General features: G+C 75.1%; 24 protein-coding genes, 1 tRNA gene and 1 pseudogene. 10 read left to right on the top strand and 16 right to left on the bottom strand.

From position 1 onward, the window contains the following. Positions 1 to 132: 132 nt before the first annotated feature. Complete coding sequence (locus ACFWA9_RS28115) at positions 133 to 588, bottom strand: GatB/YqeY domain-containing protein (RefSeq protein WP_329488535.1); 456 nt, start codon at positions 586 to 588, stop codon at positions 133 to 135. Between the two features lie 129 nt (positions 589 to 717). Here ACFWA9_RS28115 and ACFWA9_RS28110 point away from each other — a divergent pair, with 129 nt between their 5' ends. From ACFWA9_RS28110 to ACFWA9_RS28100, 3 genes are all read left to right on the top strand, one after another. Next, positions 718 to 1350, top strand: coding sequence for a CGNR zinc finger domain-containing protein (locus ACFWA9_RS28110; protein WP_380390662.1), 633 nt, complete (start codon positions 718 to 720; stop codon positions 1348 to 1350). Between the two features lie 132 nt (positions 1351 to 1482). Then, on the top strand, positions 1483 to 2424 hold the full coding sequence (locus tag ACFWA9_RS28105; protein WP_329488537.1) for a metallophosphoesterase: 942 nt from the start codon (positions 1483 to 1485) through the stop codon (positions 2422 to 2424). Between the two features lie 100 nt (positions 2425 to 2524). Beyond that, a tRNA-Pro gene (locus ACFWA9_RS28100) sits at positions 2525 to 2598 on the top strand. A 272-nt stretch (positions 2599 to 2870) separates the two neighbouring features. Here ACFWA9_RS28100 and ACFWA9_RS28095 read toward each other — a convergent pair. Continuing rightward, the gene (locus ACFWA9_RS28095; protein WP_380390660.1) at positions 2871 to 3818 is read right to left on the bottom strand and encodes a ScbA/BarX family gamma-butyrolactone biosynthesis protein; all 948 of its coding nucleotides are present in this window, start codon (positions 3816 to 3818) and stop codon (positions 2871 to 2873) included. Positions 3819 to 3939: 121 nt separating this feature from the next. On the opposite strand from ACFWA9_RS28095, the gene ACFWA9_RS28090 reads away from it, so the two are divergent. From ACFWA9_RS28090 to ACFWA9_RS28075, 4 genes are all read left to right on the top strand, one after another. Further along, positions 3940 to 4566, top strand: coding sequence for a ScbR family autoregulator-binding transcription factor (locus tag ACFWA9_RS28090; RefSeq protein ID WP_329488588.1), 627 nt, complete (start codon positions 3940 to 3942; stop codon positions 4564 to 4566). Further along, positions 4563 to 5546, top strand: coding sequence for an NAD-dependent epimerase/dehydratase family protein (locus ACFWA9_RS28085; protein ID WP_380390657.1), 984 nt, complete (start codon positions 4563 to 4565; stop codon positions 5544 to 5546). The genes ACFWA9_RS28090 and ACFWA9_RS28085 overlap by 4 nt, the downstream gene beginning before the upstream one ends. Positions 5547 to 5768: 222 nt before the next feature. Next, a complete protein-coding gene (locus ACFWA9_RS28080) occupies positions 5769 to 6692 on the top strand; it encodes a TetR family transcriptional regulator (protein ID WP_380390655.1) in 924 nt (307 codons plus the stop codon). A 251-nt stretch (positions 6693 to 6943) separates the two neighbouring features. Beyond that, positions 6944 to 8092 carry a transposase gene (locus ACFWA9_RS28075; RefSeq protein ID WP_352290566.1) on the top strand — a complete coding sequence of 383 codons (1149 nt, stop codon included), beginning with the start codon at positions 6944 to 6946 and terminating at the stop codon, positions 8090 to 8092. A gap of 78 nt (positions 8093 to 8170) precedes the next feature. Here ACFWA9_RS28075 and ACFWA9_RS28070 read toward each other — a convergent pair whose 3' ends face one another. The 3 genes from ACFWA9_RS28070 to ACFWA9_RS28060 form a co-directional block, all read right to left on the bottom strand. After that, positions 8171 to 8536, bottom strand: coding sequence for a MerR family transcriptional regulator (locus tag ACFWA9_RS28070; protein ID WP_380390653.1), 366 nt, complete (start codon positions 8534 to 8536; stop codon positions 8171 to 8173). Positions 8537 to 8771: 235 nt separating this feature from the next. Then, positions 8772 to 8912 (bottom strand): hypothetical protein, encoded by a 141-nt coding sequence (locus ACFWA9_RS28065; protein WP_380390651.1) that lies wholly within the window; start codon positions 8910 to 8912, stop codon positions 8772 to 8774. Positions 8913 to 8940: 28 nt separating this feature from the next. Beyond that, a complete protein-coding gene (locus tag ACFWA9_RS28060; RefSeq protein WP_380390649.1) occupies positions 8941 to 11739 on the bottom strand; it encodes an AAA family ATPase in 2799 nt (932 codons plus the stop codon). A gap of 154 nt (positions 11740 to 11893) precedes the next feature. On the opposite strand from ACFWA9_RS28060, the gene ACFWA9_RS28055 reads away from it, so the two are divergent. The 3 genes from ACFWA9_RS28055 (at position 11894) to ACFWA9_RS28045 (ending at position 15859) form a co-directional block, all read left to right on the top strand. Then, positions 11894 to 12271 carry a nuclear transport factor 2 family protein gene (locus tag ACFWA9_RS28055; RefSeq protein ID WP_352290558.1) on the top strand — a complete coding sequence of 126 codons (378 nt, stop codon included), beginning with the start codon at positions 11894 to 11896 and terminating at the stop codon, positions 12269 to 12271. A gap of 140 nt (positions 12272 to 12411) precedes the next feature. Then, positions 12412 to 13896 (top strand): MFS transporter, encoded by a 1485-nt coding sequence (locus ACFWA9_RS28050; RefSeq protein ID WP_380390647.1) that lies wholly within the window; start codon positions 12412 to 12414, stop codon positions 13894 to 13896. 82 nt (positions 13897 to 13978) lie between these two features. Then, entirely contained in the window at positions 13979 to 15859 is a 1881-nt protein-coding gene (locus tag ACFWA9_RS28045) for a S9 family peptidase (protein WP_380390645.1), read from the top strand. Positions 15860 to 15923: 64 nt separating this feature from the next. Here ACFWA9_RS28045 and ACFWA9_RS28040 read toward each other — a convergent pair whose 3' ends face one another. The 11 genes and pseudogenes from ACFWA9_RS28040 to ACFWA9_RS27990 form a co-directional block, all read right to left on the bottom strand. Continuing rightward, complete coding sequence (locus ACFWA9_RS28040; protein WP_380390644.1) at positions 15924 to 16112, bottom strand: hypothetical protein; 189 nt, start codon at positions 16110 to 16112, stop codon at positions 15924 to 15926. 153 nt (positions 16113 to 16265) lie between these two features. Continuing rightward, positions 16266 to 16445, bottom strand: coding sequence for a hypothetical protein (locus tag ACFWA9_RS28035; protein WP_380390642.1), 180 nt, complete (start codon positions 16443 to 16445; stop codon positions 16266 to 16268). A 147-nt stretch (positions 16446 to 16592) separates the two neighbouring features. Next, positions 16593 to 17384 (bottom strand): SURF1 family protein, encoded by a 792-nt coding sequence (locus ACFWA9_RS28030; RefSeq protein ID WP_380390641.1) that lies wholly within the window; start codon positions 17382 to 17384, stop codon positions 16593 to 16595. A 124-nt stretch (positions 17385 to 17508) separates the two neighbouring features. After that, on the bottom strand, positions 17509 to 19008 hold the full coding sequence (locus ACFWA9_RS28025) for a hypothetical protein (protein ID WP_380390639.1): 1500 nt from the start codon (positions 19006 to 19008) through the stop codon (positions 17509 to 17511). Continuing rightward, positions 19001 to 19546, bottom strand: coding sequence for a SigE family RNA polymerase sigma factor (locus ACFWA9_RS28020; RefSeq protein ID WP_352290582.1), 546 nt, complete (start codon positions 19544 to 19546; stop codon positions 19001 to 19003). The genes ACFWA9_RS28025 and ACFWA9_RS28020 overlap by 8 nt, the downstream gene beginning before the upstream one ends. A 496-nt stretch (positions 19547 to 20042) precedes the next feature. Continuing rightward, the gene (locus ACFWA9_RS28015) at positions 20043 to 21095 is read right to left on the bottom strand and encodes an aspartate-semialdehyde dehydrogenase (RefSeq protein ID WP_380390637.1); all 1053 of its coding nucleotides are present in this window, start codon (positions 21093 to 21095) and stop codon (positions 20043 to 20045) included. Beyond that, positions 21092 to 22372 (bottom strand): aspartate kinase, encoded by a 1281-nt coding sequence (locus tag ACFWA9_RS28010; RefSeq protein WP_329488605.1) that lies wholly within the window; start codon positions 22370 to 22372, stop codon positions 21092 to 21094. The genes ACFWA9_RS28015 and ACFWA9_RS28010 overlap by 4 nt, the downstream gene beginning before the upstream one ends. A 397-nt stretch (positions 22373 to 22769) precedes the next feature. After that, the gene (locus ACFWA9_RS28005; protein WP_329488607.1) at positions 22770 to 23480 is read right to left on the bottom strand and encodes a DUF5063 domain-containing protein; all 711 of its coding nucleotides are present in this window, start codon (positions 23478 to 23480) and stop codon (positions 22770 to 22772) included. Beyond that, entirely contained in the window at positions 23473 to 24072 is a 600-nt protein-coding gene (gene recR / locus ACFWA9_RS28000; RefSeq protein ID WP_329488609.1) for a recombination mediator RecR, read from the bottom strand. Before recR ends, ACFWA9_RS28005 begins: the two co-directional genes overlap by 8 nt. A gap of 187 nt (positions 24073 to 24259) precedes the next feature. Then, entirely contained in the window at positions 24260 to 24601 is a 342-nt protein-coding gene (locus tag ACFWA9_RS27995; protein ID WP_352290542.1) for a YbaB/EbfC family nucleoid-associated protein, read from the bottom strand. A 221-nt stretch (positions 24602 to 24822) separates the two neighbouring features. Then, positions 24823 to 25570, bottom strand: a pseudogene (locus ACFWA9_RS27990) (DNA polymerase III subunit gamma and tau); the annotation flags it as partial.

Below are 25570 nucleotides of genomic sequence, written 5' to 3'. Positions count from 1 at the left end.
CGATCTGCTCGGAGGGCGCCCCTCTCGTTCGTGCGGGTGGTGCGGCGGCGGGTCCGTGCGCCGTGCCCGTGCGGTGGGCGGCGCGTCGCGGGTGCCCGGCTGACGGCCCCGGCCGGTCGGCCGTCGGGGCCGTCAGCCGGTGAGCGCGGCCTTGACCGCGGCGGCGACGCGGCCGCCCTCGGCCAGGCCGTCCACCTTCGGCTTCACCAGCTTCATCACGGCGCCCATGCCCTGCGGGCCGGTCGCGCCGCTCTCCGCGACGGCGGCGGCCACGATCGCCGTCAGCTCCTCGTCGGACAGCTGCTTGGGCAGGTACCCCGCCAGCAACTCCCCCTCGGCCCGCTCCCGCGCGGCCTGCTCCGTCCGGTCGGCGGCGTCGAACGCCTCGGCCGCCTCCCGGCGCTTCTTCGCCTCGCGAGCCAGCACCTTCAGCACCTCGGCGTCCGAGAGCTCCCGCTTCTCCTTGCCGGCCACCTCCTCGCTGGTGATGGCGGAGAGCGTCAGCCGGATGGTGGCCGAGCGCAGCTCGTCCCGGTCCCGGATCGCGGCCGTGAGGTCCTGGTGCAACTGCTCCTTGAGCGTGGTCATGGCCCAGAGTCTCCCACCTGCGGCGATCGGCTGCCCGCCATTAACGCCGGAGCATCGGCGGTGGAGCGCGCACGGGCCGCGGTCGCGGGAGGCTCCTCGCACCGCCTGGTAACTCTTTATAGTGGTTACATGACTGACGAACGGGCGACCGGACTGGTGCTGCACACTCCCGGAGGTGCGCGCTACCTCTTCGACCCCGGCGCGCTCTGCCTGGAGCTCCTCACCACCGGCGGCCCCGGCGACTACGCCCGGTACGAGGTGCTGCACCACCCCGAGGACCTCACCCGGTGGCTGGAGCTGTCCCGGCTGGAACTCCCCGAGGAGGGCGTCCGCGTCGACGTGGGGCAGCTGACCGCCACCCGGACCCTGCGGGACGCGCTCTGGCGCCTCGCGGCGGCCCGGGCACACGGCGAGGCGGGGGCCGGGGCGGACTACGCCGTACTCAACCGCGCCGCCGCCCACCCGCCGCTCGTCCCGCAGATCGGCCCGGACGGCGCGGCCGCCGCCCCGCTGCCGGCCGACGGCCACCAGGTCCTCTCCGCCCTCGCCCGGGACGCCATCACCCTGCTCACCGGCCCCTACGCGGACCGGGTCCGGGAGTGCGGCGGTCACAACTGCCGCCTGATCTTCGTCGACACCTCACGGCCCGGCCGGCGGCGCTGGTGCTCGATGGAGCACTGCGGCAACCTGCACAAGGTCCGCGCCCTCCGGGCCCGCCGCGACGAGGCCGAGCGGACGGACCCCGCCACCGGGTCGGCCTGACCGGCCGAGGCCGACCGGGGCGGCGGCACGGTCCGGCGCAGGCGGCGGCGCGGGCATTCGGACCACAGCGGCGTGTCCTCGCCGGCCCACCGGACGTTCACCGGCTGATCCACCGTCTGAGAGCATGGAGCGATGCGACCGCTGTACTCCGTCCCCCTCGGAATCGCCGCCACCGGCGCCGCCTGCCTCGCCTACTCCGCCGGGTACGAGGTCCGTTCCTTCCGGCTCCGCCGGGTCGAGGTCCCCGTCCTGCCCAAGGGCGCCCGCCCCCTCCGGGTACTGCAGGTCTCGGACATCCACATGGTGAGCGGCCAGGGCAAGAAGCAGCGCTGGCTGCAGAGCCTCGCCGGACTCCGGCCCGACCTGGTGGTCAACACCGGCGACAACCTCTCAGACCCGCTCGGCGTCCCCGCCACGCTCGACGCGCTCGGGCCACTGATGGACTTCCCCGGGGTCTACGTCTTCGGCTCGAACGACTACTACGGCCCGGCCCGCAAGAACCCGGCCCGCTACCTCCAGGCGATGCGCAGCGGCGCCCACGGGATGAACAACCCCGACGGCACCGCGCGGCGCGGCATCACCGGCGCCGTGCACAACCCGTGGGAGAAGCTGCGCGACGGCTTCGACGCGGCCGGCTGGCTCGACCTCACCAACACCCGCGGCCGGCTGAACATCGGCGGCCTCGACCTCGAGTTCACCGGCCTGGACGACCCGCACATCCGCCGCGACCGCTACAGCGAGGTCACCGGCGGCCCGTCCGCCGACGCCGACCTCTCGCTGGGCATCGTGCACGCGCCCTACCTGCGCGTCCTGGACGCCTTCACCGCCGACCGCTACCCGCTGATCCTGGCCGGCCACACCCACGGCGGCCAGCTCTGCGTCCCCTTCTACGGCGCCCTGGTCACCAACTGCGACATCGACTCCAAGCGGGTCAAGGGCCTCTCCACCCACCAGGCCGGCGGCCGCCGCGCCTTCCTCCACGTGTCGGCCGGCTGCGGCACCAACCGCTACACCCCCGTCCGCTTCGCCTGCCCGCCCGAGGCCACCCTCCTCACCCTCACCCCCTCCCGCTGACCTGCGGCGGAGCCCCCCGGGGAATCGGATTTCGTCTCTCGGCAAGCGTCCGGTAGAGTTCTACTCGTTGCGAAGGAGACGGAGCAACAAACCGCAGGACCGGGGTGTGGCGCAGCTTGGTAGCGCGCTTCGTTCGGGACGAAGAGGCCGTGGGTTCAAATCCCGCCACCCCGACCCAGTAACACCAGCTCAGGGCCGGTGACCCATAAGGGTCACCGGCCCTGACTGCTTTTCCCGGGGGGCTCGGGAGAGTCCGCCGGCCGGGGCGGCTCCCGGTGGGCGGTGGCTGACCCGCCCTCAGGAGTGGAACCGGGGGCGGGACTCCCGTGACGTGCGCCACGGGCGGGGTGGCCGTCGAGTGGATCGTCGCCGTGGCTGCGGGGCCGGGTGGGCCCGTTCGTTCTCCGTGGCGGTGATGATCTGCTCGACGGCGCCGGCCGCGCGGGTCAGTGGGTGGGGGCGTCGGGGTGGGGGACGACGGTGACGACGGTGGAGCAGGAGGTGGCGCCGTCGGGGCCCTGGTGGAGGGTCACGCCGATGCGGTCGCGGCCGGCCGGGTCGCGGGCCAGGCGGGCGGCCTCGACCAGGCAGGGCTCGTCGAGTTCGACGTAGCTGGTGAAGACGCACTCCATGGCGACCGCCAGGACGGGGGCCGGCGAGCAGAGGGCCTGGGCGGCCTGGCGGCAGGCGTCGAGGAGCAGGGCGCCGGGCGCGTGGTCGACGGGGTGGTCGAAGTACACCGGGTGGGAGGTGTCGACCCGCAGCTGCCAGCGCCGGGCGTGTTCGGTGGCGGAGAGGGCGACGTCCTGCGAGGTGGTGGCGTCGGGTCTCGCGGTGCGTATCGGGGGCCCGGGCGGCACGGCGCGTGCCATCGCCGTGGCGGCGTCGGCGTGGTCCCCGCGCAGCCGCCGGTAGATGGCCGGGGCCTGGACGGTGAAGCGGGTCTGGGCGGTGGCGAGCGGCTCGCCGGCCCGGCTCACCATGTAGGAGAGGGTGAGGGCGCAGACCCGGTTGCCGCGGCGGACCACGTCCTGGCAGACCACGTCCAGCTGGACCTCGTCGCCGTCCCGCTCGGCGGGGCGGTCGGCCAGGAGCAGCTCGGGGACCAGTGCGAAGCTGAACCGGTCCCAGACGAGGTGGTGCCCGAGCGGGACGTCGAAGGCGGCGTGGGAAAGCAGCGGGAAGCTCTGCCGGACCGTCTCGACCAGCAGCATCGGGTCGTAGAGGCCGCTGTCGGCGCGATCGCGGGGCCAGCGGGCGGTCACCCGGTAGGCGTCCGGACCGGTGGTCTCCCAGCCGGTCAGCAGCACTTCTTCGGCCGCGCGCTTGTGGACGAGTTCCTTGGGCACGGTGGTCGCAGCAGTCATGGTGCTGCCGTGGTCTGTGCGATACATGTGTGCACTCCCCCAGAATGGCCACTGGCGTGGTTGGTGGAGCCTCCGTTGTGTACGCCGGGCCCCGCTGCAAATAACGTAGAGGTCGTTCTTTTTGTTTGTCGAGGAGTTTGGAGTCACTGTGACGCGAGCGAAGCAGGACCGAGCCGTACGCACCCGCGGGACGATCCTGAGGGCCGCCGCACAGGTCTTCGACGAGTACGGTTTCAGCGGCTCAAGCGTCAACAAGATCATCACACAGGCGGGCACCACCCAAGGCGCAATGTACTTCCACTTCCGGTCGAAGGAGGAACTGGCCAAGGCGGTGATGGACGAGCAGGCCGCCGACCTGGAACTGCCGGACCGGCCGGCCGGTCTGCGTCAGCTCCTCGACCTCAACCTGTACCTGGCCGACGAGCTGCGGGAGAACGTGCTGCTGCGCGCGGGCGTCACGCTCGCCGTCGAGCAGGGCCAGCTCGGCCTGCGGGACGTCCGGCCGTACGAGATGTGGGCCGAGCAGTTCTGCGCCGAGCTGGAGGAGGCCCGCAAGGCCGGTGAGCTGCTGCCCGACGTCGACTCGGCGGAGTTCTCCCAGGTCCTGGTCGGGGCCTACACCGGCACCCAGGTCATGTCCCACCTGCGCAGCAACCGCGCCGACCTGCCGGAGCGGATCGCCCGGCTCTGGTGGTACCTGCTGCCCGGGATCGCGACCGCGCCGGTCGTGAAGACCCTGCGGGGCGTCCTCGCGGAGCGCGGGCACCGGGCGTGACGCGCATCCTGCTGACCGGGGCCGGCGGCTTCATCGGCTCCGCGGTGCTCGCCGCGCTGCGCGCCCGGCCGGAGACCGGCGTGATCCGGGCCGTCGCCCGCTCCGCCGCGCCGCCCGGGACGGTCCGGGTCGCGGCGGACCTCACCGACCCGGCGACCCTGCGCGGCGCGGCCGACGGCGCCGACGTCCTGGTCCACCTCGCCGCCGCCGTCTCCGGTGACGAGGACGCCTGCGCGGCGGTCAACGTGCTCGGCACCCGGGCGCTGCTCGCGGAGGCCGCCCGGGCGGGCGTGGGGCGGATCGTCCACCTCTCCACCACCGCCGTGTACGGCCCCGGCCCGCACCGGGGCATCGACGTGGACGGGGTGACGCCGGCGCCCGTCTCGGCGGCCAGCCGGACCAGGCTGATCGGGGAGCGCGCGGCACTCGACGCCGGCGCGGTGGTGCTGCGCGCGCCGCTGGTGCTGGGTGCCGGGGACCGCTGGGTCGTGCCCTGCCTGGCCGAACTCACCCGGCGGGTGCCGGCCCGGTGGGACGGCGGCGCGGCCCTGCTCTCGCTGGTCGCGGTGGAGGACCTGGCCCGGCTCGTCGCCGGGCTGGCGCTCGGGCCGGAACGGCCACCGAGCGGGGTCCACCACGCCGGCCACCCCGAACCCGTCCGCAGCGGCGCCCTGTTGGACGCCCTGGCCGAGCACGGGGTACTGCCCCCGACCCCCGGCCAGGACTGGCCCTGGGAGCGTTGCCTGGCCGAACTGCGGCGGGTGCCCGGGGCGTTCAGCGAGCGGCAGTTCGCGCTGCTGGCCCAGGACCACTGGTACCGCAGCACGGAGATCTGGCGGTCGACCGGCACCGATCCCGGGCCGGGACCGCTGCACCGGCTCGCCGCGGCCGCGCCCTGGTACCGGGACCACCTCGCGCGGACGGACGCCACGGCCACCGAACGGAGTTCCGAGGGAGTTGCCAAAGCTGCAAGCGGATGACGGCCGAGCGGTGCGTATGCGGCCCGCTCCGCGTAGCGTCGGGACTCCGTCGGATCGGCTCGGACCGACGCAGGGGTCCCGGCCTTCCCGCCCGCCCCGCTCCGTCTGCTCGAAGGAGCCACTCCCGCTCATGCGGTTCGTCAGTCCCCCGCTCCAGGCCGTGGAGCCGGTGCCGACGCTCGGCCGGTGCGCCAGAGCAGCCCTCCCCGACGGCGGTGGGCGATGAAACAGGAACGCGCCCAGCACACCCGACGGGCCCTGCTGCGGGCCGCCGCGGGCGAGTTCGACCAGCACGGCTACGCGGGCACCTCGCTCTCCCGGGTCAGCCGGGCGGCCGGGGTCACGATGGGCGCGCTGACCTTCCACTTCCCCACCAAGGCCAGCCTGGCGGACGCCGTCCGCGCGGACGCCGTCGAGCTCACCCGGGCCGCCCTCGGGGGCCCGGCGGAGGACGGCAGGACGGCGGAGGACGGGGGCCCCGCGGAGGACGGGGCCACGGCGGGCGACAGGGCCCCGGCGGGCGACAGGGCCCCGGCGGGTGACGGGAGAACGGACGGCGGGCCTCCGGCCCGCGACAGCCCCGGCGGGGCCGACAGCGCCCCGTCGGGCTGCGGCACCGGCGAGGTGGCGCGGCTGACCGACGTGCTCACCCGGCTGCTCCAGGACGAGCCCAGCGTCAGCGCGGCGGCCAGACTGGCCTGGGAGCAGCCCGGCTCGGCCGACAACTGGTACGCCAGCTGGATCCCCGTCCTGCGAGGGCACCTGACGCGGCACCAGCCGGGCGTCCCCGGGCCGCGGGCCGACGGGTCGAACGGCCCCGGGCCGCAGGGCCCTGCGGCCCAGCACGACCTCGAAGCCCAAGGCCCCGCAGCACAGGGCCCCACAGCCCAGGGCGACCCCGTCGGACAGGGCCCCGCAGCACAGCGCGCCCCCCACGGGCACGGTCCCGGAGACCGGATGGCCCCGACGGCGGCGGCCGCCGATGCGCAGGACCTCGAAATCCTGGTGCACTGCCTCGTGGTGGGCTCGGAGGCCCTGCGGCGCGGCGTCGTGCCGGTGGGCGGGGCGACCGCCCCCACCGGGGACGAGCTCCGGCAGCGGCTGCGCAGGCTCTGGCACCGCACGCTGGCCGGTCCCTCGGCCTGACGCCGTCCCTCCGTATGCGCCCCGTGGCCGGGCTCAACACCGGCGCGGTACCGGCGCGGTACCGGCGCAGGAGCAGCGCACCCCCACGCTCCGCGCCCTGCGATGGCAGGTGTGCGCCGGGGCGCACACACCCCGGCATACGAACTTGTCAGAATCGTGCCAGCGCTCACCTCGACCCCCAAAACAAAGCGATCGTTCGCTATTCTTCCCGGGACGGCACTCACGGCACCTCACGATCCCGGGGAGCTCACATGGACGCGCAACACCTGCCGCCGGCCGGCGAAGCATCGGTCTCCCGGTTCGCCGAGCAGGTCTTCGCCCACCTGCCCCGGATAGACCAACGCCGCTGGGCCCACGCCTATCTACGCGGCCTGCTCGCCGCACCGGGCCGCAAGTCGTTGTCGAACATGGCCACCAGCCTGACCACGAGCCGGACCGCCGCGCTCTCGCTGCAGCAGTTCATCAACGGCAGCCCGTGGGACTGGCGGCCGGCCCGCCGCACCCTGGCCCGCCTCACCACCACCGGCCCGCGCCCGGTACGGGCCTGGACGGCCACCCTGGCGGTCATCCCCAAGCGGGGCGACCAGGCGGTCGGCGTCCACCGCCGCTTCGTCCCGGAGTTCGGCCGCACCATCAAGTGCCAGGCCGCGGCCGGGATGTTCATCGCCACCGACCGGCACGCCGTACCGGTCGACTGGTCGCTGCTGCTCGACGCCGACTGGACGGAGGACCGGGACCGCCGGGTCCGCGCCCGGATCCCGGACTCCGTCACCCCGCGCCCGGCCGACCGGACGGTGCTCGACATGGTCGACCGGCTGGCCGCCCACCTCCCCGTCGCCCCGCTGGTCGCGGACCTCACGGTGGTCGACGACCTGCCGCCGCTGATGTCGGCGCTCGCCCGCCGGGGCGTCCCGTACCTGCTGGAGGCCCGGCCGCACCAGGCCGTCCGCCCCGTCCTGCAGGCCACCACCGGGCGGTTCGGCCGGATCCAGCAGGACGCCGTGCCGGTCGAGTCGCTCCTCCCGCGCCAGCGGCCGCGCACGCCCGGCACCCCGCAGCCGACGCTGCGCTGCGTCCCGGTCCTGACGCCCGGTGTCCAGGGCGCGCCCGTCCACCGGCTCTGGGTGCAGGACGCCCGCGGCGGCAGGGACCGGCGGTACTGGCTGACCAACCTCAGCGAGGACGCTCCCGCCGTGCTCGCCCTGCTCGGCACCGCGGCGACCACCCGGGACGCCGTGGACCGGCTGGGCGCCGACTTCGGCCTGCTGGACTTCTCGGGCCGTTCCTACCTCGGTTGGCACCACCACATGACGATGGTCTCGGCCGCGTACGCGCTCGGCCACGACCGGCCGGACCTGACCGGGACGCCGGCTCGCGAGGTGTTCCGCACCTCCGCCTGACCCCCGCCCGACCGCCGCCCACCCGGGGCCGGCCGCCCGCCCGCGCGGCAGCGGGCCGGCCCCGGGAGCGCCGGCGCCCTACGCCACCAGCGCCGCGGCCTCCGCCTCCCGGGCCGCCGCGACCATGCCCGCCAGGGCGGCCCGGCTCGCCCCGAGGACCAGCAACTGCCGGTCCAGCGCCGCCAGCCGGTCTTCGAGCACCTCCAGCACGCACGAGTCCACCGTGTTCTCACCGCTCACACAGGGCAGCACATCGCGGATGGCACTGGTCGAGAGCCCCGCGCCCAGCAGGGCCCGGATCCGGCGCACCACCACCGGCGCGTCGGCGCCGTACCGGCGGTGGCCGCCGTCGCGCCGGCTGCTCTCCAGCAGCCCCTGCTCCTCGTAGTACCGCAGCAGGCGGACGCTGACCCCGGTCTGCGCCGACAGTTCACCGATCCGCATGTGACCCTCCGAACGCGCGGCCGCGCATCGCCCACCGACGGTGATTGTAACGCCGAAGGGAACACCCGGTCGCGTGCGGAGCGAGCCACCGACTTCGCTGCAGCGCACATGATGTGACGAACCGTCGGACCCACGGGGAGTTGGCGGCCGGACAGCGGGGAGGGCCGGGTGGCCGGGACGGGCACCGCTCTCCGTCCCGGTCGCCCGGCCCACCGTTCGCGCCTGCGCCGATCCGTCAGCCGAGGATCTGGAACACCGAATCCGCCTGCCCTGCGTGCGCGTTGCTCAGCGCGAAGGTCCGGCTGCTCGGGCGGAAGATCCCCGCCTGCTCCGCGTTGCGGAGCCGGGAGCGGCGGCGCCGACGAGTTGCCGGCACGTCGGCCGTCGCCGGTCCGCGGGCAGCCTCAGAGGAGGTCCGGGAGGTCGGTGCGGGCGGTGACGCCGAGCTTGGGGTAGGCCTTGTAGAGGTGGTGGCCGACCGTGCGCGGGCTGAGGAAGAGCTGGGCCGCGATGTCGCGGTTGGTGAGCCCCCGCGCCGCCAGCCGGACGATCTGCAGTTCCTGCGGGGTGAGGGTGGCCAGGGGTCCCACCGGGGCGTCGGCGGGGGCCGGGGCGCCGGCTCCGGTGGCGGTGAGTTCGGTGCGGGCGCGGTCGGCCCACGGGTGGGCGGCGAGCAGTTCGAAGGTCTCCAGGGCGGCGCGCAGGTGCGGGCGGGCGTCCGTGCGTCGGCGTTCGCGGCGCAGCCACTCGCCGTAGAGCAGCGCGGTGCGGGCCTGCTCGAAGGGGCGGTGGGTGCCGTCGTGGAGGTCGAGGGCCGCGCGGTAGGCGGACTCGGCGAGTTCGTCCGGCCCGAGCAGTGCCTGGCAGCGCAGCCGCAGCGCCTCGGCCCACGGCACGGCGGTGGCGCCGGCCCAGCGGGCGAAGCGCTCGTACGGTTCGGCGGCCCGCTCCGGGGTGCCCAGCCGGACGGCGGCCTCGACCAGGTCGGGGACGGCCCGGGTGGCGCCCACGTGGTGGCGGTAGGGGCCGGTGGTGAGCGCCTGGAGGCGCTCGGCGGCGTCGGCGGCGCGGCCCCGGCCGAGGTCGAGCAGGGCGAGCGCCCACTGGGCCCAGGGCTCCCCGGGCGCGGGTGCGGGTTCGCCGCCGCCGGGGCCCGTCCCGGTGTTGGTATGGGTGAGCGCCGTCGCCGTCCGGGCGGTCGCGGTGAGCGCGGCGCACTCCTGCTCCGCGCCGCGCAGCGCGGCCAGGAAGCCGAGCAGGGCGCTGAGTTGGCTGACCCACTGGTGCTGGCCGGTGTCCCGGGCCAGGGCCAGGGCCTCGGTGGCGGTGACCTCGGCGTCGCGGTGCCGCCCGTGGAACAGCTCCGCCTCGGCGAGGAAGAACTGCAGCGTGGGCAGCACCCCGACGGTGCCCTTGGCCCGGGCCTCGGCGACGAGTTCGGCGCCGAGTTCCACCGTTTCGGCGTCCCGGCCGAGGACCAGCGTCACCCCGCAGAGCTGGACCAGGTCGCTCGGCGTCTCGGCGCCCGCCCGACGGGCCGCCGCCGCGGTGTCGCGGGCGGCCGGCAGCGGCGGGGCCGGGCGGCCCAGCGCGGGCAGGACGGCCGCCGACAGGTGACGGGCGAGCGGGGTGAGCGGATCCCCCTCGGCCAGCGGGAGCGCGGCGAGCCGGTCGAGCACGGCGACCACCGGCTCCTCGCCGGCGTACCAGGCCGCGTGGAAGGCCTGGAGCAGCATCCGGGCGGCGTGCGGCGCCTCGATGTCCGTGCCGGCCGCGTCCAGCAGCAGCCGGTAGGCCGCCGGGTAGGAGCCGCGCCAGAAGTGCGCGGTGGCCCGGACCTGGTCCAGCAGGGCGTGCGCGAAGACGCTGTCCGTCCGGGCTCCGGCCTGCTCTGCGAGCGCCTCGGCCTGTGCCAGCTTGCCCTCCTCGGTGGCGGCCTCGGCCGCCAGCACCAGGCGCCGGGTGGCGCCGTCGCGGTCGGGGGTGAGCCGGGCGGCGCGCTCGTACGCGGCGGCGGCGCCGCCGTGCGCGCCCCTGGTCTCCGCGCTGACGGCGGTGCGCTCCAGGGCGTCGGCGAGGTCGGCGTCGGGCGCGGTGGCGGCGAGGGCCAGGTGCCAGGTCCGGCGGTCGCCGTTCTCCAGGGCTCCGCCGATGGCCCGGTGGGCCGTCAGACGCTGTTGTATCGGCGCGCGTTGCAGGATCGCGGCGCGCAGCAGCGGGTGCCGGAACGCGAGGCGGCGGTCGGCGCCCAGGGCGACCAGGCCCGCCTCCTCGGCGGGGGCGAGGTGGTCGGCGCTCACGCCGAGGGCGGCCGCGGCCGCCAGCACGACGTCGAGGTCGCCGTTCTCCTCGGCGGCGGCGACCAGCAGCAGGGTCTGGGTGGCCGGCGGCAGACCGGTGACCTGGCCGTGGAAGGCGATCTGCAGACGGCTGGTGAGCGCCAGCCCGCCGGAGGCCGCCCCCGCCCGGTCGGCGGCGGATCCCTCGACCGGGACGGGCAGTTCGGTGAGCGCCAGCGGGTTGCCCGCGGACTCGGCGAGCATCCTGCGGCGGACGTCGCCGGTCAGCGCCGACGCGGTGCGGGAGTCGAGCAGCAGGGCGGCGGCGGGCTCGGCGAGCCCGGCCAGCCGGAGTTCGGGCAGGCCGGTGGGCGGCAGACCGTCGCCGGAGGTGCCGGAGGCGCCCGCGTCCCGGGTGGCGAGCAGGAGGGCGACGCCCTCCGCCTGGAGCCTGCGGGCGGCGAGCAGCAGGGCGTCCAGCGAGGCCCGGTCCAGCCACTGCACATCGTCGACGACACACAACAGGGGTTGGTCGGAGGCGAGTTCGGCGAGCAGGCCGAGCGTCGCGAGACCGGTGAGCAGCCGGTCGCCGCCCGGCTGCTCCGGTGCGGCGGCGTCCCCCAGGCCGAACGCGCCCTCCAGGGAACGCCGTTGCGGACCAGGCAGGGCGGCGAGCCGGTCGAGCCCGGGGGCGAGCAGCAAACTGAGCCCGGCGAACGGGAGTTCGGCCTCGTACTCGACGCCGGTCGCCCGGATCACCCGGAACGCGCCGCCGCCCGCCACCACCGCGTACTCCAGCAGTGCGGTCTTGCCGATCCCCGGCTCGCCGCGCAGCACCAGCACCCCGCTGCGGCCCGCCTTCGCGCCGTCGAGCAGCGCGTCGACGACGGCCTGCTCCTGTTCCCGACCGTAGAGCATCCCCATCCTCCGACCCTACTGGCGTGGCCTACCTACGGCCCCGGCGGTGCGCCCGCTCCCCTACCTATCCGTGACGGATTCGCCGACCGGGCGTCGTCCGTACCTTCGTGAGCAGCGGGAACGACCCGCCGAACCACCCAGCAGGACACGGGAGAAGACGATGAACGACATTCAGGTGACCGACCTCCACCGGCTCGCCGAGCGCTACCTCGCCGCCTGGAACGAGACCGACCCGGCCGCCCGCCGCAAGCTGGTCGACGAGGCCTGGGCAGAGGACGGCAGCTACACCGACCCGCTGGCCGCCGTCACCGGCCGGGACGGCGTCGACGCCCTGATCGGCGCGGCCCAGGCGCAGTTCCCCGGCCTGGAGTTCACCCTCGGCCCGGTCGACGCGCACCACGACATCGCCCGGTTCACCTGGAACCTCGGACCGGCGGGCGGGGAGGCGCTGGTGGTCGGGTTCGACGTGCTGGTCGCCGGTCCGGACGGCCGGATCGCCTCGGTGTACGGCTTCCTGGACCGCGTCCCGGGCGCCTGAGCCGCCGGAGGAGGCAACGGGGGCGGGCGACGCACCCGCCCCCTCGCCCGGCCGACCCCGTGCGCACCCACGCCCGATCCCCGCCCCGCTCCCGAAACCGCTCCCGAAACCGCTCCCGACTCCGCCGAGGAGAGCCCGCGATGAGCACCGCCCCGCCCACGCGTACCGACCTGCGTACGAGCACCGCCCCGCCCACCCGCACCGCCCTGCCCACGAGCCCGGTCACGGTCACGGCCGGGGCTGCGGCCGGGGCCGGGGCCGGGGAGCCCGCCACCCGGGGCCTGCTGCCGGTCGTCCTGACCGCCACCTTCATGACCGCCCTCGACGTCTTCGTGGTGAACGTCGCCGTCCCGTCCGTCCAGGCCGACCTGGGCGCCGGCCCGGCCGCCGTCCAGTGGGTGATCGCCGGTTTCGCCCTGGCGCTGGCCGCCGGGCTGATCACCGCCGGCCGGCTGGGCGACCGCTACGGGCGGCGCCGGGTGTTCGCCCTCGGCCTGGCCCTGTTCACGCTCGCCTCGGCCGGCTGCGGCCTGGCCCCGACCGCCACCGCCCTGGTCGGCGCCCGGATCGCGCAGGGGCTGGCGGCGGCGCTGATGGGCCCGCAGGTGCTGGCCATCCTGCGCACCGCGTTCAGCGGTGCGGCGCAGGCCCGGGCGTTCGCGATGTACGGGCTGACGATGGGCGTGGGCGCGGTGTTCGGCCAGCTGATCGGCGGCGCGCTGATCCGCGCGGACCTCTTCGGCCTGGACTGGCGCAGCTGCTTCCTGCTCAACCTGCCGGTCGGCCTGGCCGCACTGGGCCTGGTCCGCCGCTGCCTGCCGGAGTCCCGCGCCCCGCACCGCCCCGGGCTGGACCCGGTGGGCGTCCTGCTCGTCACCGTCGCGCTGACCGGCCTGGTGCTGCCGCTGATCCAGGGCCGGGAGGCCGGCTGGCCGCTCTGGACCTGGCTCTGCCTGGGCGCCGCCCTCGCCCTGCTCGCCGGCTTCGCCGTCCACCAGCACCGGCACACCGGGACGCCGCTGGTCGACACCGGTCTCCTCCGGAGCCGGGCCTTCGCCGCCGGGCTGCTCGCCCAACTCGCCTTCTGGCTCGGCCAGGCGTCGTTCTTCCTGGTGCTCGCCCTGCACCTGCAGCAGGGCCGCGGCCTGGACGCCCTCGGCTCCGGCCTGGTCTTCACCGCGATCGGTGCCGGCTACCTGCTCACCTCCACCACGGCGCACCGCGTCGCCGCCCGCCTCGGCCGCCAGGCGATCGCGCTCGGCGGGCTGCTGATGGCCGGCGGGCTGGGCCTGCTCGGCCTCGCCGTCCACGCCGGCGGGACGACCGGCGGCGTCTGGTGGCTGGCGCCGGGCCTGTTCGTGGACGGTCTCGGGATGGGGCTGGTGATCGCCCCGGTGACCAGCGTCGTGCTGGCCTCGGTCGAGCCCCGGCTGGTCGGGTCGGCCGCGGGCCTGCTGGCCACCGTGCAGCAGGTCGCCGGGGCGCTCGGGATCGCGCTGATCGGGATCGTCCACTACGGCGCCGGCGATCCGGTCGCCGCCCTGGAGCGCAGCGTCGCCGCGCTGGCGGTGCTGGAGTTGCTGCTGGTGGGCCTGGTGCAGCTGCTGCCCCGCCGGACGCCCTGAGGGGAGCGCGGCAGGGCGGGTGGACCGGTCCCGGTCCACCCGCCCGTTCCGTTCACTCCCCCCGATCGGGTTGGATGGGTGGATGAGCGAGGAGAAGAGCGCCGTACCGGCGTGGGAGCAGCGGTTCAGGGCAGCCAGGGTTTCCCTCCCGGACTGGGCGGAGGACGCCCCCGACCGGTCGCTGTACGTGTCCAACGCGACCGGTACCTACGAGGTGTACGCCTGGGACCGCGCCACCGACACCCACCGGCAGGTCACCGACCGGCCGAACGGCACCACCGACGCCGAGCTGTCGCCCGACGGCGCGTGGATCTGGTGGTTCGACGACAACGACGGCGACGAGTTCGGGATCTGGCGCCGCCAGCCGTTCGCCGGCCGCCCGGAGGACGGCGCCGGCTCTCCCGACGAGGAGGCCGTGCCCGGCCTGGCCGCCTCCTACTCCGCGGGCCTCGCCCTCGGCCGGGACGGCACGGTCGTGGTCGGCCGCTCCACCGACGAGCACGGCACCACCCTCCACCTGCGCCGCCCGGGCGCGACCGAGGCCGTGGAGATCTACCGCCACGAGGAGTACGGCGGCATCGGCGACCTCAGCTACGACAGCACCCTGCTCGCCATCGACCACACCGAGCACGGCGACGCGATGCACTCGGCGCTGCGGGTCGTCCGGCTCGCCGACGGCGCGACCGTCGCCGAGCTGGACGAGGTCACCGGGCACCCGGAGCCGCGCGGCATCGCCTGCCTCGGCTTCGCACCGGTCGACGGCGACACCCGGCTGCTGGTCGCCCACCAGCGCACCGGCCGCTGGGAGCCGATGATCTGGGACGTGGCCACGAGGGCCGAGACCGCGCTGGCGCTCCGCGACGAGCAGGGCCGCGAGCTGCCCGGCGACGTCTCCGCCCAGTGGCGCCCCGACGCCCGCGCGCTGCTGGTCGAGCACGAGTACGAGGCGCGCAGCGAGCTGTTCTCGTACGCCCTCGACACCGGGGTACTGACCCGGCTGGAGACCCCGCGCGGCACCGTCGGCGGCGCGACCGCCCGCCCGGACGGCACGGTGGAGTTCCTCTGGTCCTCCGCCGCCGAGCCGTCCGCCGTCCGGTCCACCGCCGGCACGGTCGTCCTGCGGGCGCCGGGCCCGGTGCCGCCGGGCTCGGTCCCGGTCGAGGACGTCTGGGTGGACGGCCCGGGCGGCCGGGTGCACGCGCTGGTCCAGCGCCCGGTCGGCGACGGCCCGTTCCCGACCGTCTTCGACGTCCACGGCGGACCGACCCACCACGACAGCGACTCCTTCGCCGCCGGCCCGGCCGCCTGGCTGGACCACGGCTTCGCGGTGGTCCGGGTCAACTACCGCGGCTCGACCGGCTACGGCCAGGCCTGGACGGACGCGCTGCACGAGCGGGTCGGCTTGATCGAGCTGGAGGACATCGCCGCCGTCCGCGCCTGGGCGGTCGCGAGCGGGCTCGCCGACCCGGAGCGGCTGGTGCTCACCGGCGGCTCGTGGGGCGGCTACCTGACCCTGCTCGGCCTCGGCGTGCAGCCGGAGAACTGGACCCTCGGCGTCGCCGCCGTCCCGGTCGCCGACTACCTGACGGCGTACGACGACGAGATGGAGGCGCTGAAGTCCCTGGACCGCACGCTCTTCGGCGGCACACCGACCGAGGTGCCCGAGCGCTGGACCGCCTCCTCTCCGCTGACCTACGTCGAGCGGGTCCGGGTGCCGGTCTACATCAGCGCCGGGGTGAACGACCCGCGCTGCCCGATCCGGCAGATCGAGAACTACGTGGAGCGGCTGGAGCAGCTGGGCCGGCCGCACGAGGTCTACCGGTACGACGCCGGGCACGGCTCGCTGGTGGTGGAGGAGCGGATCAAGCAGCTGCGGCTGGAGATCGACTTCGTCCGGCGGCACCTGGGCGCGGGGAGCGCCGGGGCGGGTCAGGGCGAGCCGAGCGCCGGGGGCAAGGGGTGAGACGTCGGCTGACGCTCATGGGGGTGGGGGTGGCCGGGGCGCTCGCGCTCACCGGCTGCTCGGGTCAGGACGGCAGCGACGCGGCCTGCCCGCCGCCGCTGTCGCCGTCCAGCCGGCCGACGGCGACGGCGACGGCGACGGCCACCGCGACGACGGCCGCGGCCGGGGCGGCGGGGGGCCCGGCCGTCCGGGCGGTCTTCCGCGCGGCCGACGTCGCGGTGGGCGTGTCGGGTGCGTCAGGTGCGGACGTCACGGACGTCACGGACGTCACGGACGTCACGCGGGCCGACGCCGGTGACGGGGCGGTCGTGCTCGCCTCGTCCAAGTCGTCCGGGTCGAAGTCGTCCGGGTCCAAGGGGTCGAAGAGCTCCAAGAGCGGGCGCAGCACCCGCCACCACACCGACCACTACGACTCGGACGACGACAGCGACAGCGGCAGCGGGAGCGGGAGCGGCGGCAGCCGGTGCGGCAACCCGCCGCCGACGGTCTCGCCGTCCTCGACCCCGTCCGGCACACCCTGGTCCCCGCCCGCGGCGACCCCGCACCCGACGCCGGCCGTGCCGACGGCGCCCGTTCTGCCGTCCAAACCGGCCGTCCCGCCGGCGAAGCCCTCACGCTGAGCCCGGCGTCCGGAGGGCTGAGCCCCGCGTCCGGCGAGCCGGGTCCGGAGGGCTGAGCCCGGCGTCCGGAGGGCTGAGCCCGCCCCGGGCGGCCGCTCGCACCCCGGCCGGGGCTACTCCAGGACCGGGTCCAGCCCGAGGGCCCGGTCCTGCTCGGCCTCCGCCTCGCGTCGCACCAGGCGGAACCACATGAAGACGACGAAGCCGCCGAAGACGAACCACTCCAGGGTGTACCCGAGGTTCTGGAACGCCCGCAGGCTGAGGCCGTCGCCGCCCTGCGGCTGCACGGTCGGCACCGGGGTCAGCCCCGCCGGCACGGTGTCCGAGGACACCCAGCCGTCGTACCAGCCGTCGTAGGAGAGCTTGTTGACGAGCGAGGCCTTGTTGATCGTGCCGAGCTGTCCGGCCGGGAGCCCGCCGGCCACGGCGCCGCCGCTGCCGCTGCTCTCGCCGGCCTGCAACCGCCCGGCCACCGTGACCTCGCCGGCCGGCGGCAGCGCCGTGGCGGCCGCGCCCTCGGCGGGCGTGCCCGGCGCCCAGCCGCGAACCACCGCGACGATCCGGCCGTCGTCGGTGCGCAGCGGGGTGAGCACGTAGTAGCCCTGCTTGCCGTCCAGCACCCGGTTGGGTACGAGCAGCTGGTGTTCCTGGTCGAAGGTCCCAGACACCGTCACGGCCCGGCCGACGGTGTCGGTGGTGACCTGCGGCCGGTCGGGGCCGAGCAGTTCGCCGAGCGGCGCGGCCGTGCCGGCGTCGTCCACCGCCTTGCTGATCTCCTGGTGCAAGGAGACCTTGTCCTCGAACCGGCCGAGCTGCCAGGAGCCGAGCCAGACGCACACCGCCACGGCCGCGACGGCCAGCGCGGTGCCGCTCAGCCAGCGCGGAGTGAGGAGGAACCGGTACACACCCCCCACGGTAACCAGTCCTCACACCCCGCCCGACCACAGGGGCCCCCGCCACGCCCGCCCGGACCGGGGCCGGGCACCACGGCCGCGGCCCGCACGAGCGGGCCGGCACCCGGCGGCGGGGTCAGTCGGAGGACGGCGAGGTGGACGGCGCCGCGGTTCCGGTCGGGGTGGGCACCGCGACGGCCTGCGGCGCCGTGCGGTAGACCGTGCCCGAGCAGGCGCCCGGCAGGACGACGGAGGCGGCGCTCGGGCTGCCCGGCGCCGGGGTGTGCGCGAGGGTGACGCCGGCCGGCGGCGCGGTGGTGCCGGAGGTCGGGGTGGCCGAGGGGCTCGGCGCCGTGGTCGGGCGCGCCGTCGGGGTGGTGGACGCCGGCGGCGCCCCGGTCGGTGCCGCCGAGGCTCCGACCGCCGGGGCGACGGCGCCCGTGCCGGAGCCCGCGGCCGAGCCGCCCGGTCCGCCGGACCGCAGCGCCTGGGCGCCGCCCGAACCGGAGCTGCCCGGACCGCTCTGGCCGGCCGTCGCACTGGGCGAGGCGCCGCCCGCGGTCCGGCAGCCGCCGCCGTCCGGCACCCAGCCGAAGTCCACCCGGTAGGCGGCCTGCGGTGCCAGGAGCAGCCCGGGACCGTCGCCGCCGCCCGGTCGCGGGGCGGGCAGGTCGGTCGCCGGATCGTCCGCCGTGTGGTCGGTCACCCGGATCCGGGACTGGTCCGTCCCGGTGGCCCCGGTCACCGCGACCGAGCCCGGCCCCCCGAGTCGGCAGGTGTGCGCGGAGGTGTTGACCACCGTGAAGTAGCCGTAGACCCGCCCGTCGCCGTCGGCCGCGCCGACCCTGGCCGTCCCCTGCCCGAGGTCGCCCCGGAGGCAGAGCGGTACGGGCACGTCGTCGCCCCCGCCGGTGCTGGAGGCGCTGGGCCGGGCGGACGCGCCCGCCCCGGCGTCGGCGCTGCTGGCTCCCGGGCGCGGCGTGGTGCTCGCCGAGCCGGACGGGCTGCCGGCGCCCGGTGAACCACTGACCTCGGGGTGCGGCAGCGCGTTCGCGCCTGCGGCGTCGTTGCCGGCCGTACCGCCCTCGACGGTGGCCGAGGGCGTCGCGCCGGACGCGCCGGGGCTGCCGGGGCCGCCGGAGAGTCCGAGGTGGTCGTCGTCGTGCAGGGCCGGCAGGCCGACCGCCACCGCGACCGCCAGTGCGGCGGCCGCCGTCCAGGCGCCGCGCCGGGCCGCCCGCCGCCGGGGTACCGCGCGGCGGATCCGGTGCAGTCCGGCGGGGTCGGGCTGCACCTCGGCCACGGCGCGCTGCAGCAGCACGCGGACCAGCAGCTCGTCGGTGTCGAGCCCGTCGGTGGGCGGCCCGTCGGGCTTCGGTCCGCCGGTGGGCGGCCCGTCGGGCTTCGGTCCGCCGGTGGGCGGCCCGTCGGGCTTCGGGGCGAGCGCGTCGGGGCCCAGCGCCTTCGGACCGGGTGCGTCAGGACCGGGTGCGTCAGGACCGGGAGTCTTCGGGCCGAGCGCCTTCGGGCCGAGCGCCTTCGGCCCGCGCACGTCAGGGCCGTTCGCTCTCGGGCTCTGCGCGATCGGGCCGTTCCCGTCCGGGCCACCGCCCGTACCGATCCGGTCGTCAGCCATGCCCGGCCTCCAGCTGGACCCGCAGCGCGGCGATCCCTCGCGAGCCGTAGGCCTTCACCGAGCCGAGCGAGATGCCCAAGGTATCCGCGACCTGTGCCTCCGTCATGTCCACGAAGTAACGGAGCACCAGAACCTCCCGCTGACGACGTTGCAGACCACGCAGCGCGGCCTTCAACTGGTCGCGCTCCAGCGCATCGTAGGCTCCTTCTTCTGCACTGGCCATGTCAGGCATCGGCTTCGGCAGCAGCCGCAGGCCGAGGATCCGCCGTCGCAGCGTGGAGCGGGACAGGTTGACCACGGTCTGCCGCAGGTAGGCGAGCGTCTTCTCCGGCTCGCGCACCCGGCGGCGTGCCGAATGCACCCGGATGAACGCCTCCTGGACCACATCCTCACAGGTCGAGAGGTCGTCGAGGAGCAGCGCCGCCAGCCGCAACAGGGAGCGGTAGTGGGCCTGGTACGTCTCGGTGAGCAGGTCCTCGCTGGTACCCGCGCCGGTACCGGCGCCGGAGCCCGCCGTGCCGGGTGCGACCGCCGTCATCTGGCTGTCTTCCGGCCTATCCGCAGGCCGCTGGGCACGCGGCGAGAACGTCACCACGGCCGCTGCCGAGATGCCCGCCCCTGCCCCCACCATCACGTTCGCCACGCCCGTTGGACACTCGATCCCCTGTCATGGTTGCCCCAGCCCACGGAACATTCTCGCGTACGGGCGGCGGCCCGCTCCAGGGGATTCCGGCGGATTGGGCAAGTGACCTCCGAAGGACCGCAGAAGGCGCACGGAATCTCACGACGTCTCACGGTTCTCGCCGCTTTCGGAGCCCGTCCGGCCCCGACCCGGTCCCGCTCCGATCCCGCCCCGATCCCGTCCCGGTCGCTGGAGCCTTACGGAGGGACACGGTCCCTTCCCGTCCCCGGCCCCCTACCGGTCTCACGGTCGGTTCCGTTCCGACGGTTCATCCGGCCCCCGCGTCGTCCGGCGTCACCCGCGTCCGCCCGGCCGTCCGGGGCCTCGCGGCCCCGCCCCGGCCCACGGCGCGTCAGACGAGGAGTTCGCCCGCCACCAGCTCGGCGATCTGCAGGGCGTTGAGCGCCGCGCCCTTGCGCAGGTTGTCACCGCAGAGGAACAGGTCCAGCGCCGCCGGGTCGTCCAGCGCCCGCCGCACCCGCCCGACCCAGACCGGATCGGTGCCGACCACGTCGTTCGGGGTGGGGAACTCCCCGGCCGCCGGGTCGTCGTACAGCACCACGCCGGGGGCGTCACGGAGGATCTGCTGGGCGTGCTCCTGGGTGACCTCGCGCTCGAAGACCGCGTGCACGGCCAGCGCGTGGGTGCGCACCACCGGGATGCGGACGCACGTCGCGGAGACCCGCAGGGCCGGCAGGCCGAGGATCTTGCGCGACTCGTCGCGGAGCTTCAGCTCCTCGGACGACCAGCCGCCGTCCATCAGCGCGCCCGCCCAGGGCACCGCGTTGAGCGCCAGCGGGGCGGCGAACGGGCCGGTGTCGGCGATCACGGCACGCAGGTCGCCGGTCTGCTCGCCGACCTCGGTGCCCGCCACCAGCGCGACCTGGGCGCGCAGCGCGTCCACCCCGGAGCGGCCCTCGCCGGAGGCCGCCTGGTAGGAGGCGACCACCAGTTCGCTGAGCCCGTACTCGGCGTGCAGCGCGCCGATCGCGGCGATCATTGCCAGGGTGGAGCAGTTGGGACCGGCCACGATGCCGCGCGGCCGCATCCGGGCCGCCGCCGCGTTGACCTCGGGGACGACCAGCGGGACGTCCCCGTCCATCCGGAACGCGCCGGAGTTGTCGACCACCACGACGCCCTTGGCGGCGGCGATCGGTGCCCACCGGGCGGAGACCTCGTCGGGCACGTCGAACAGCGCGACGTCGATCCCCTCGAAGGCCTCCTCGGTGAGCGGGAGCACCTCGACGGACTCCCCGCGCACGGTCAGCTTGCGGCCGGCCGAGCGCGGGGAGGCGACGAGGCGCACCTCGCCCCAGATGTCCTGACGGAGGGAGAGCAGGCCGAGCAGCACCTCGCCGACCGCGCCGGTGGCGCCGACGACGGCGAGGTTCGGCCGACGGGTCATCGCCCGGTGCCCCCGTAGACGACCGCCTCGTCCGACTCGCTGTCCAGCCCGAAGGCGCTGTGGACGGCGCGCACGGCCTCGTTGACGTCGTCGGCCCGGGTGACGACCGAGATGCGGATCTCCGAGGTGGAGATCAGCTCGATGTTGACGCCGGCCTCGGAGAGCGCCTCGAAGAAGGTCGCGGTGACCCCCGGGTTGGAGCGCATGCCGGCGCCGACCAGGGAGATCTTGCCGATCGCGTCGTCGTAGCGCAGCGACTCGTAGCCGATGCCCTCCTTGACCCGGCCGAGCGCGTCGATGGCCTTCTGGCCCTCGGTCTTCGGCAGCGTGAAGGAGATGTCGGTCAGCCCGGTCGCGGCGGCCGAGACGTTCTGCACCACCATGTCGATGTTGACCTCGGCGTCGGCGATGGCGCGGAAGATGCGCGCCGCCTCGCCCGGCTTGTCCGGCACGCCGACGACCGTGACCTTGGCCTCGGAAGTGTCGTGGGCGACTCCGGAGATGATGGCCTGCTCCATCTCGCCCCCTTCGGGCTGGTTCGGGTTGTCGTTGCTGACGATCGTCCCGGGAAGACCCGAGAAGGACGAGCGTACGTGAATCGGGATGTTGTAGCGCCGCGCGTACTCCACGCAGCGGTCGAGCAGCACCTTGGAGCCGGACGAGGCCAGCTCCAGCATGTCCTCGTAGGCGATCCAGTCGATCTTGCGGGCCTTCTTCACCACGCGCGGGTCGGCGGTGAACACGCCGTCCACGTCGGTGTAGATCTCGCAGACCTCGGCCCGGAGGGCCGCGGCGAGGGCGACGGCGGTGGTGTCCGAGCCGCCGCGACCGAGCGTGGTGATGTCCTTGCCGGTCTGCGAGACGCCCTGGAAACCAGCCACGATCGCGATGTTGCCCTCGTCCAGGGCGGTGCGGATGCGGCCCGGCGTCACGTCGATGATGCGCGCCTTGTTGTGGACGGAGTCGGTGATGACACCGGCCTGGCTGCCCGTGAAGGACTGGGCCTCGTGACCCAGGGATTTGATCGCCATGGCCAGCAGCGCCATGGAGATGCGCTCTCCAGCGGTCAGCAGCATGTCGAACTCACGGCCGGCAGGGAGGGGTGACACCTGCTCCGCGAGTTCGATGAGCTCGTCCGTCGTGTCGCCCATCGCGGACACCACGACGACGACCTCATGGCCGGCCTTCTTGGCGTCAACGATTCGACGGGCCACGCGCTTGATGCCCTCGGCATCCGCAACGGATGAGCCGCCGTACTTCTGCACGACAAGGCCCACGTGCGCTCCTCGACTTGTGTCGTTTCCGGGGGCTCTGGGCCCCCGCACCCCCGGGTGGCGGGGGTTGTGCGGTCCGCGCCAGTCTACCGAGCGGGGGTGCCGCGACTGCCGCTTTCCATATGATGAGACGCCCGTTTCAGCAGGTGGGCGGCGGTTCGGAGGTGGCGACCGGCAGGTCTGCGGGCTTTCCGGTGCGGCCCCGGAGAATCGGCGGACGAACGGACGGCGGCCCCGGGGTTTTCCCTTCCACCGGAATCCCTGAGGCGTCCGTCACAGTCCGTTCCCGCCCGTTCCCCGCCTCCGGCGCTGCCCGTCACCGTGCGCCTGTGCTGCCCGTCACCGTGCGCCTGGGCTGCCCGCACTGCTCGTGCCGCCCGTCGTACGGCTGCCCGGTCTGCTACCGGCCCAGGCCCAGCTCGGCCGCCATCAGGTCGCCGGCCTGCTGCTCCAGCTGCTCGTCGGTGAGCCCGTCGTCGTCGGTGTCCGCACCGTCCGGCACCGCCCCGATCGGGCTGTCCAGCCGGACGTGGGCGATCAGCGACTGCAGCGCCCGCAGCACCGCCGAGCAGGTCGTGCCCCAGTTGGAGAGGTACGAGAACTGCCACCACCAGAGCGCCTCGCTGACCCGCCCCTCGCGGTAGTGGGTGAGCCCGTGCTGGAGCTCGCTGACCACGCCGGCCAGGTCGTCCGAGATCCGGAAGGCGTTCGGCTTCTCCGGCGGCCCGTACGGGTCGAAGACCTCGTGGTAGACGTCGATCGGCGCGAGGAGCACGGCCAGCCGCTCGCGCAGCTGCTCGCTGTCCGGCTCCGGACCGGTGTCGGGCTCGAAGCGGTCCTCCGGGACGACGTCCTCGATCGCGCCGAGCCGACCGCCGGCCAGCAGCAGCTGCGAGACCTCCAGGAGGAGCAGCGAGACGGCGCTGCCGGGCTCGTCGCCCTTGGCGACCTCGGTGACGGCGAGTACGAAGCTCTCCACCGAGTCCGCGATCTGCACCGCGAAGTCGTCCGGCTCCGAGCCGTGCGCATGGACGTGCGGGGCGGGCCGGTCCTGCTGCGGGCCTGCCTGGTGGGGCGTGTGGGGCTGCTGGTTGATCGTCCGGTCAGACATCGAGCAGTCGTCTCCCTTCGAAGGCGCGGCCGAGGGTCACTTCGTCCGCGTACTCCAGATCCCCGCCGACGGGCAGACCGCTCGCCAGCCGGGTCACCTTCAGGCCCATCGGCTTGCAGAGCCGGGCCAGATAGGTGGCGGTCGCCTCCCCCTCCAGGTTGGGGTCGGTGGCCAGGATCAGCTCGGTGACCGTGCCGTCCGCGAGGCGCGCCAACAGCTCGCGGATCCGCAGGTCGTCCGGGCCGACGCCCTCGATCGGGCTGATCGCGCCGCCCAGTACGTGGTACCGGCCGCGGAACTCGCGGGTGCGCTCGATCGCGACGACGTCCTTGGGCTCCTCGACCACGCAGATCACCGCGAGGTCGCGGCGCGGGTCGAGACAGACCCGGCACTGCTCGGCCTCCGCGACATTGCCGCAGGTCGCGCAGAACCGGACCTTGTCCTTGACCTCCAGCAACGAGTGCGCCAGCCGGCGGACGTCGGTGGGGTCTGCCTGCAGGATGTGGAAGGCGATCCGCTGCGCGCTCTTGGGCCCGACGCCGGGCAGCCTGCCCAGTTCGTCGATCAGGTCCTGAACCACGCCCTCGTACACGTCGCGCCTTCCCTCAGGGGTCTGTGGTGCACCGGTTGCCCGATGTCCCGGTGCCATCATCCAACGAATCGGGCGCCGGGCACACCGCCCGACGCCCTACTCCCGCATAAATCACACAGGTCTGTTATCTGAACTTCAGACCTTCATGACTTCGGTCTTTCCGCCCCGATTCGGCCATCCGACCAGGTCAGAACGGCAGACCGGGGATTCCGCCGCCGCCCAGGCCCTGGGTCAGCGGGCCCATCCGCTCGGCCTGCAGCTTCTGCGCCGCCTGGTTGGCGTCCCGGACGGCCGCGAGGACCAGGTCGGCCAGGGTCTCGGTGTCCTCCGGGTCGACGGCGGCCGGCGCGATGGCCAGGGCCACCAGCTCACCGGCGCCGGTCACGGTGGCCTCGACCAGGCCACCGCCCGCCGAACCGTTCACCTTCGTCTCGGCCAGCTCCTGCTGCGCCTGGGCGAGGTCCTGCTGCATCTTCTGCGCCTGCTTGAGCAGCTGCTGCATGTTGGGCTGGCCACCACCGGGGAACACGGCTCACTCCTTGCGTTCTGCGTCCGTCGTGCTTCGCTTCGTCCTGGCACGCCTGCGCCGACCGCGCCGCCGGCCGTGCCGGCCCGGCGTCGCGCGGACGTCGCCGCGTCGTCGCACCGAGCCTACGTGCTACCGGTGCCGGGCGTCCGATCGGTTACCGGCCGGGTCCCGCTCGGGCCGCCGACTCGCCGACCGCCCCCTGCCGGCGCGCCGCCCGCCGGTCAGTTCCCGCCGTGGCGGATCTCCTGCAGCACCGTCGCGCCCAGCTCGCGGATGATCAGCTCCTGGCCGGAGAACGTCTCCTCCTTGAGCTCCGGATCGTCCTCCTCCGGGATGTCGTCCTCCAGCGCGACCGACTGCGCCGGGCGCCCGGCCGGCGGCGCCGACGGGGCCTGCACCGGCGGAGGTACCGGCGCGGGCGGCATCGCGGGGGGCGTGGCCATCGGCGCGGGCGCCGGTACGGGCGCCGGAGCGGCGGCCTGAACCGCAGGCGCGGGCGCCGCCGGGCGCGCCGGTGGGGCGCCCCAGCCGCCGGTGGAACCACCGGGGCTGCCCGGGTTGCCGGAGCCGCTGCCGCCGGGATTCCCGCCCCCGGCGCCGCCGGTCCCGCCGGAGCCGCCCGACGGGTCGATGATGCACTCGATCCGCCAGTCCACACCGAGCGCGTCCGCCAGCGCCTGGCGCAGTACGTCGTCACTGTTGCTGCTGACGAAGCTGTCCCGCGCGCCCGCGTTGATGAAGGACACCTGGAGCACGCTGCCGTCGAACCCGGCCACCTGGCCGTTCTGGCTGAGCAGAATCCAGGTGAAGCGGCGGCGGTTCTTCACCGCCTCCAGGATCTGCGGCCACATCTGCCGGACCTGCCCGGCCCCCTGCTGGGCGGCGCCCGACGGCTGCCCGCCGCCGGGCGCGGCGGCCGGAGCGGGGGCGGGAGCGGGGGCGGGCGCGGCCACCGGGGCGGCCTGGACC

Source organism: Kitasatospora sp. NPDC059973 (genome assembly GCF_042737525.1).
Taxonomy (GTDB): domain Bacteria; phylum Actinomycetota; class Actinomycetes; order Streptomycetales; family Streptomycetaceae; genus Kitasatospora.
Note: the sequence above shows the minus strand (reverse complement) of the source record. Positions and strands in the feature narration are given on the sequence as shown.

What these genes read in the sequence shown, in the direction of transcription:
- ACFWA9_RS28115 (WP_329488535.1), bottom strand. Translation starts at nt 588, where the DNA reads ATGACCACGCTCAAGGAGCAGTTGCACCAGGACCTCACGGCCGCGATC.
- ACFWA9_RS28110 (WP_380390662.1), top strand. Translation starts at nt 718, where the DNA reads ATGACTGACGAACGGGCGACCGGACTGGTGCTGCACACTCCCGGAGGT.
- ACFWA9_RS28105 (WP_329488537.1), top strand. Translation starts at nt 1,483, where the DNA reads ATGCGACCGCTGTACTCCGTCCCCCTCGGAATCGCCGCCACCGGCGCC.
- ACFWA9_RS28095 (WP_380390660.1), bottom strand. Translation starts at nt 3,818, where the DNA reads ATGTATCGCACAGACCACGGCAGCACCATGACTGCTGCGACCACCGTG.
- ACFWA9_RS28080 (WP_380390655.1), top strand. Translation starts at nt 5,769, where the DNA reads ATGAAACAGGAACGCGCCCAGCACACCCGACGGGCCCTGCTGCGGGCC.
- ACFWA9_RS28075 (WP_352290566.1), top strand. Translation starts at nt 6,944, where the DNA reads ATGGACGCGCAACACCTGCCGCCGGCCGGCGAAGCATCGGTCTCCCGG.
- ACFWA9_RS28070 (WP_380390653.1), bottom strand. Translation starts at nt 8,536, where the DNA reads ATGCGGATCGGTGAACTGTCGGCGCAGACCGGGGTCAGCGTCCGCCTG.
- ACFWA9_RS28060 (WP_380390649.1), bottom strand. Translation starts at nt 11,739, where the DNA reads ATGGGGATGCTCTACGGTCGGGAACAGGAGCAGGCCGTCGTCGACGCG.
- ACFWA9_RS28055 (WP_352290558.1), top strand. Translation starts at nt 11,894, where the DNA reads ATGAACGACATTCAGGTGACCGACCTCCACCGGCTCGCCGAGCGCTAC.
- ACFWA9_RS28050 (WP_380390647.1), top strand. Translation starts at nt 12,412, where the DNA reads ATGAGCACCGCCCCGCCCACGCGTACCGACCTGCGTACGAGCACCGCC.
- ACFWA9_RS28045 (WP_380390645.1), top strand. Translation starts at nt 13,979, where the DNA reads ATGAGCGAGGAGAAGAGCGCCGTACCGGCGTGGGAGCAGCGGTTCAGG.
- ACFWA9_RS28025 (WP_380390639.1), bottom strand. Translation starts at nt 19,008, where the DNA reads ATGGCTGACGACCGGATCGGTACGGGCGGTGGCCCGGACGGGAACGGC.
- ACFWA9_RS28020 (WP_352290582.1), bottom strand. Translation starts at nt 19,546, where the DNA reads ATGACGGCGGTCGCACCCGGCACGGCGGGCTCCGGCGCCGGTACCGGC.
- ACFWA9_RS28015 (WP_380390637.1), bottom strand. Translation starts at nt 21,095, where the DNA reads ATGACCCGTCGGCCGAACCTCGCCGTCGTCGGCGCCACCGGCGCGGTC.
- ACFWA9_RS28005 (WP_329488607.1), bottom strand. Translation starts at nt 23,480, where the DNA reads ATGTCTGACCGGACGATCAACCAGCAGCCCCACACGCCCCACCAGGCA.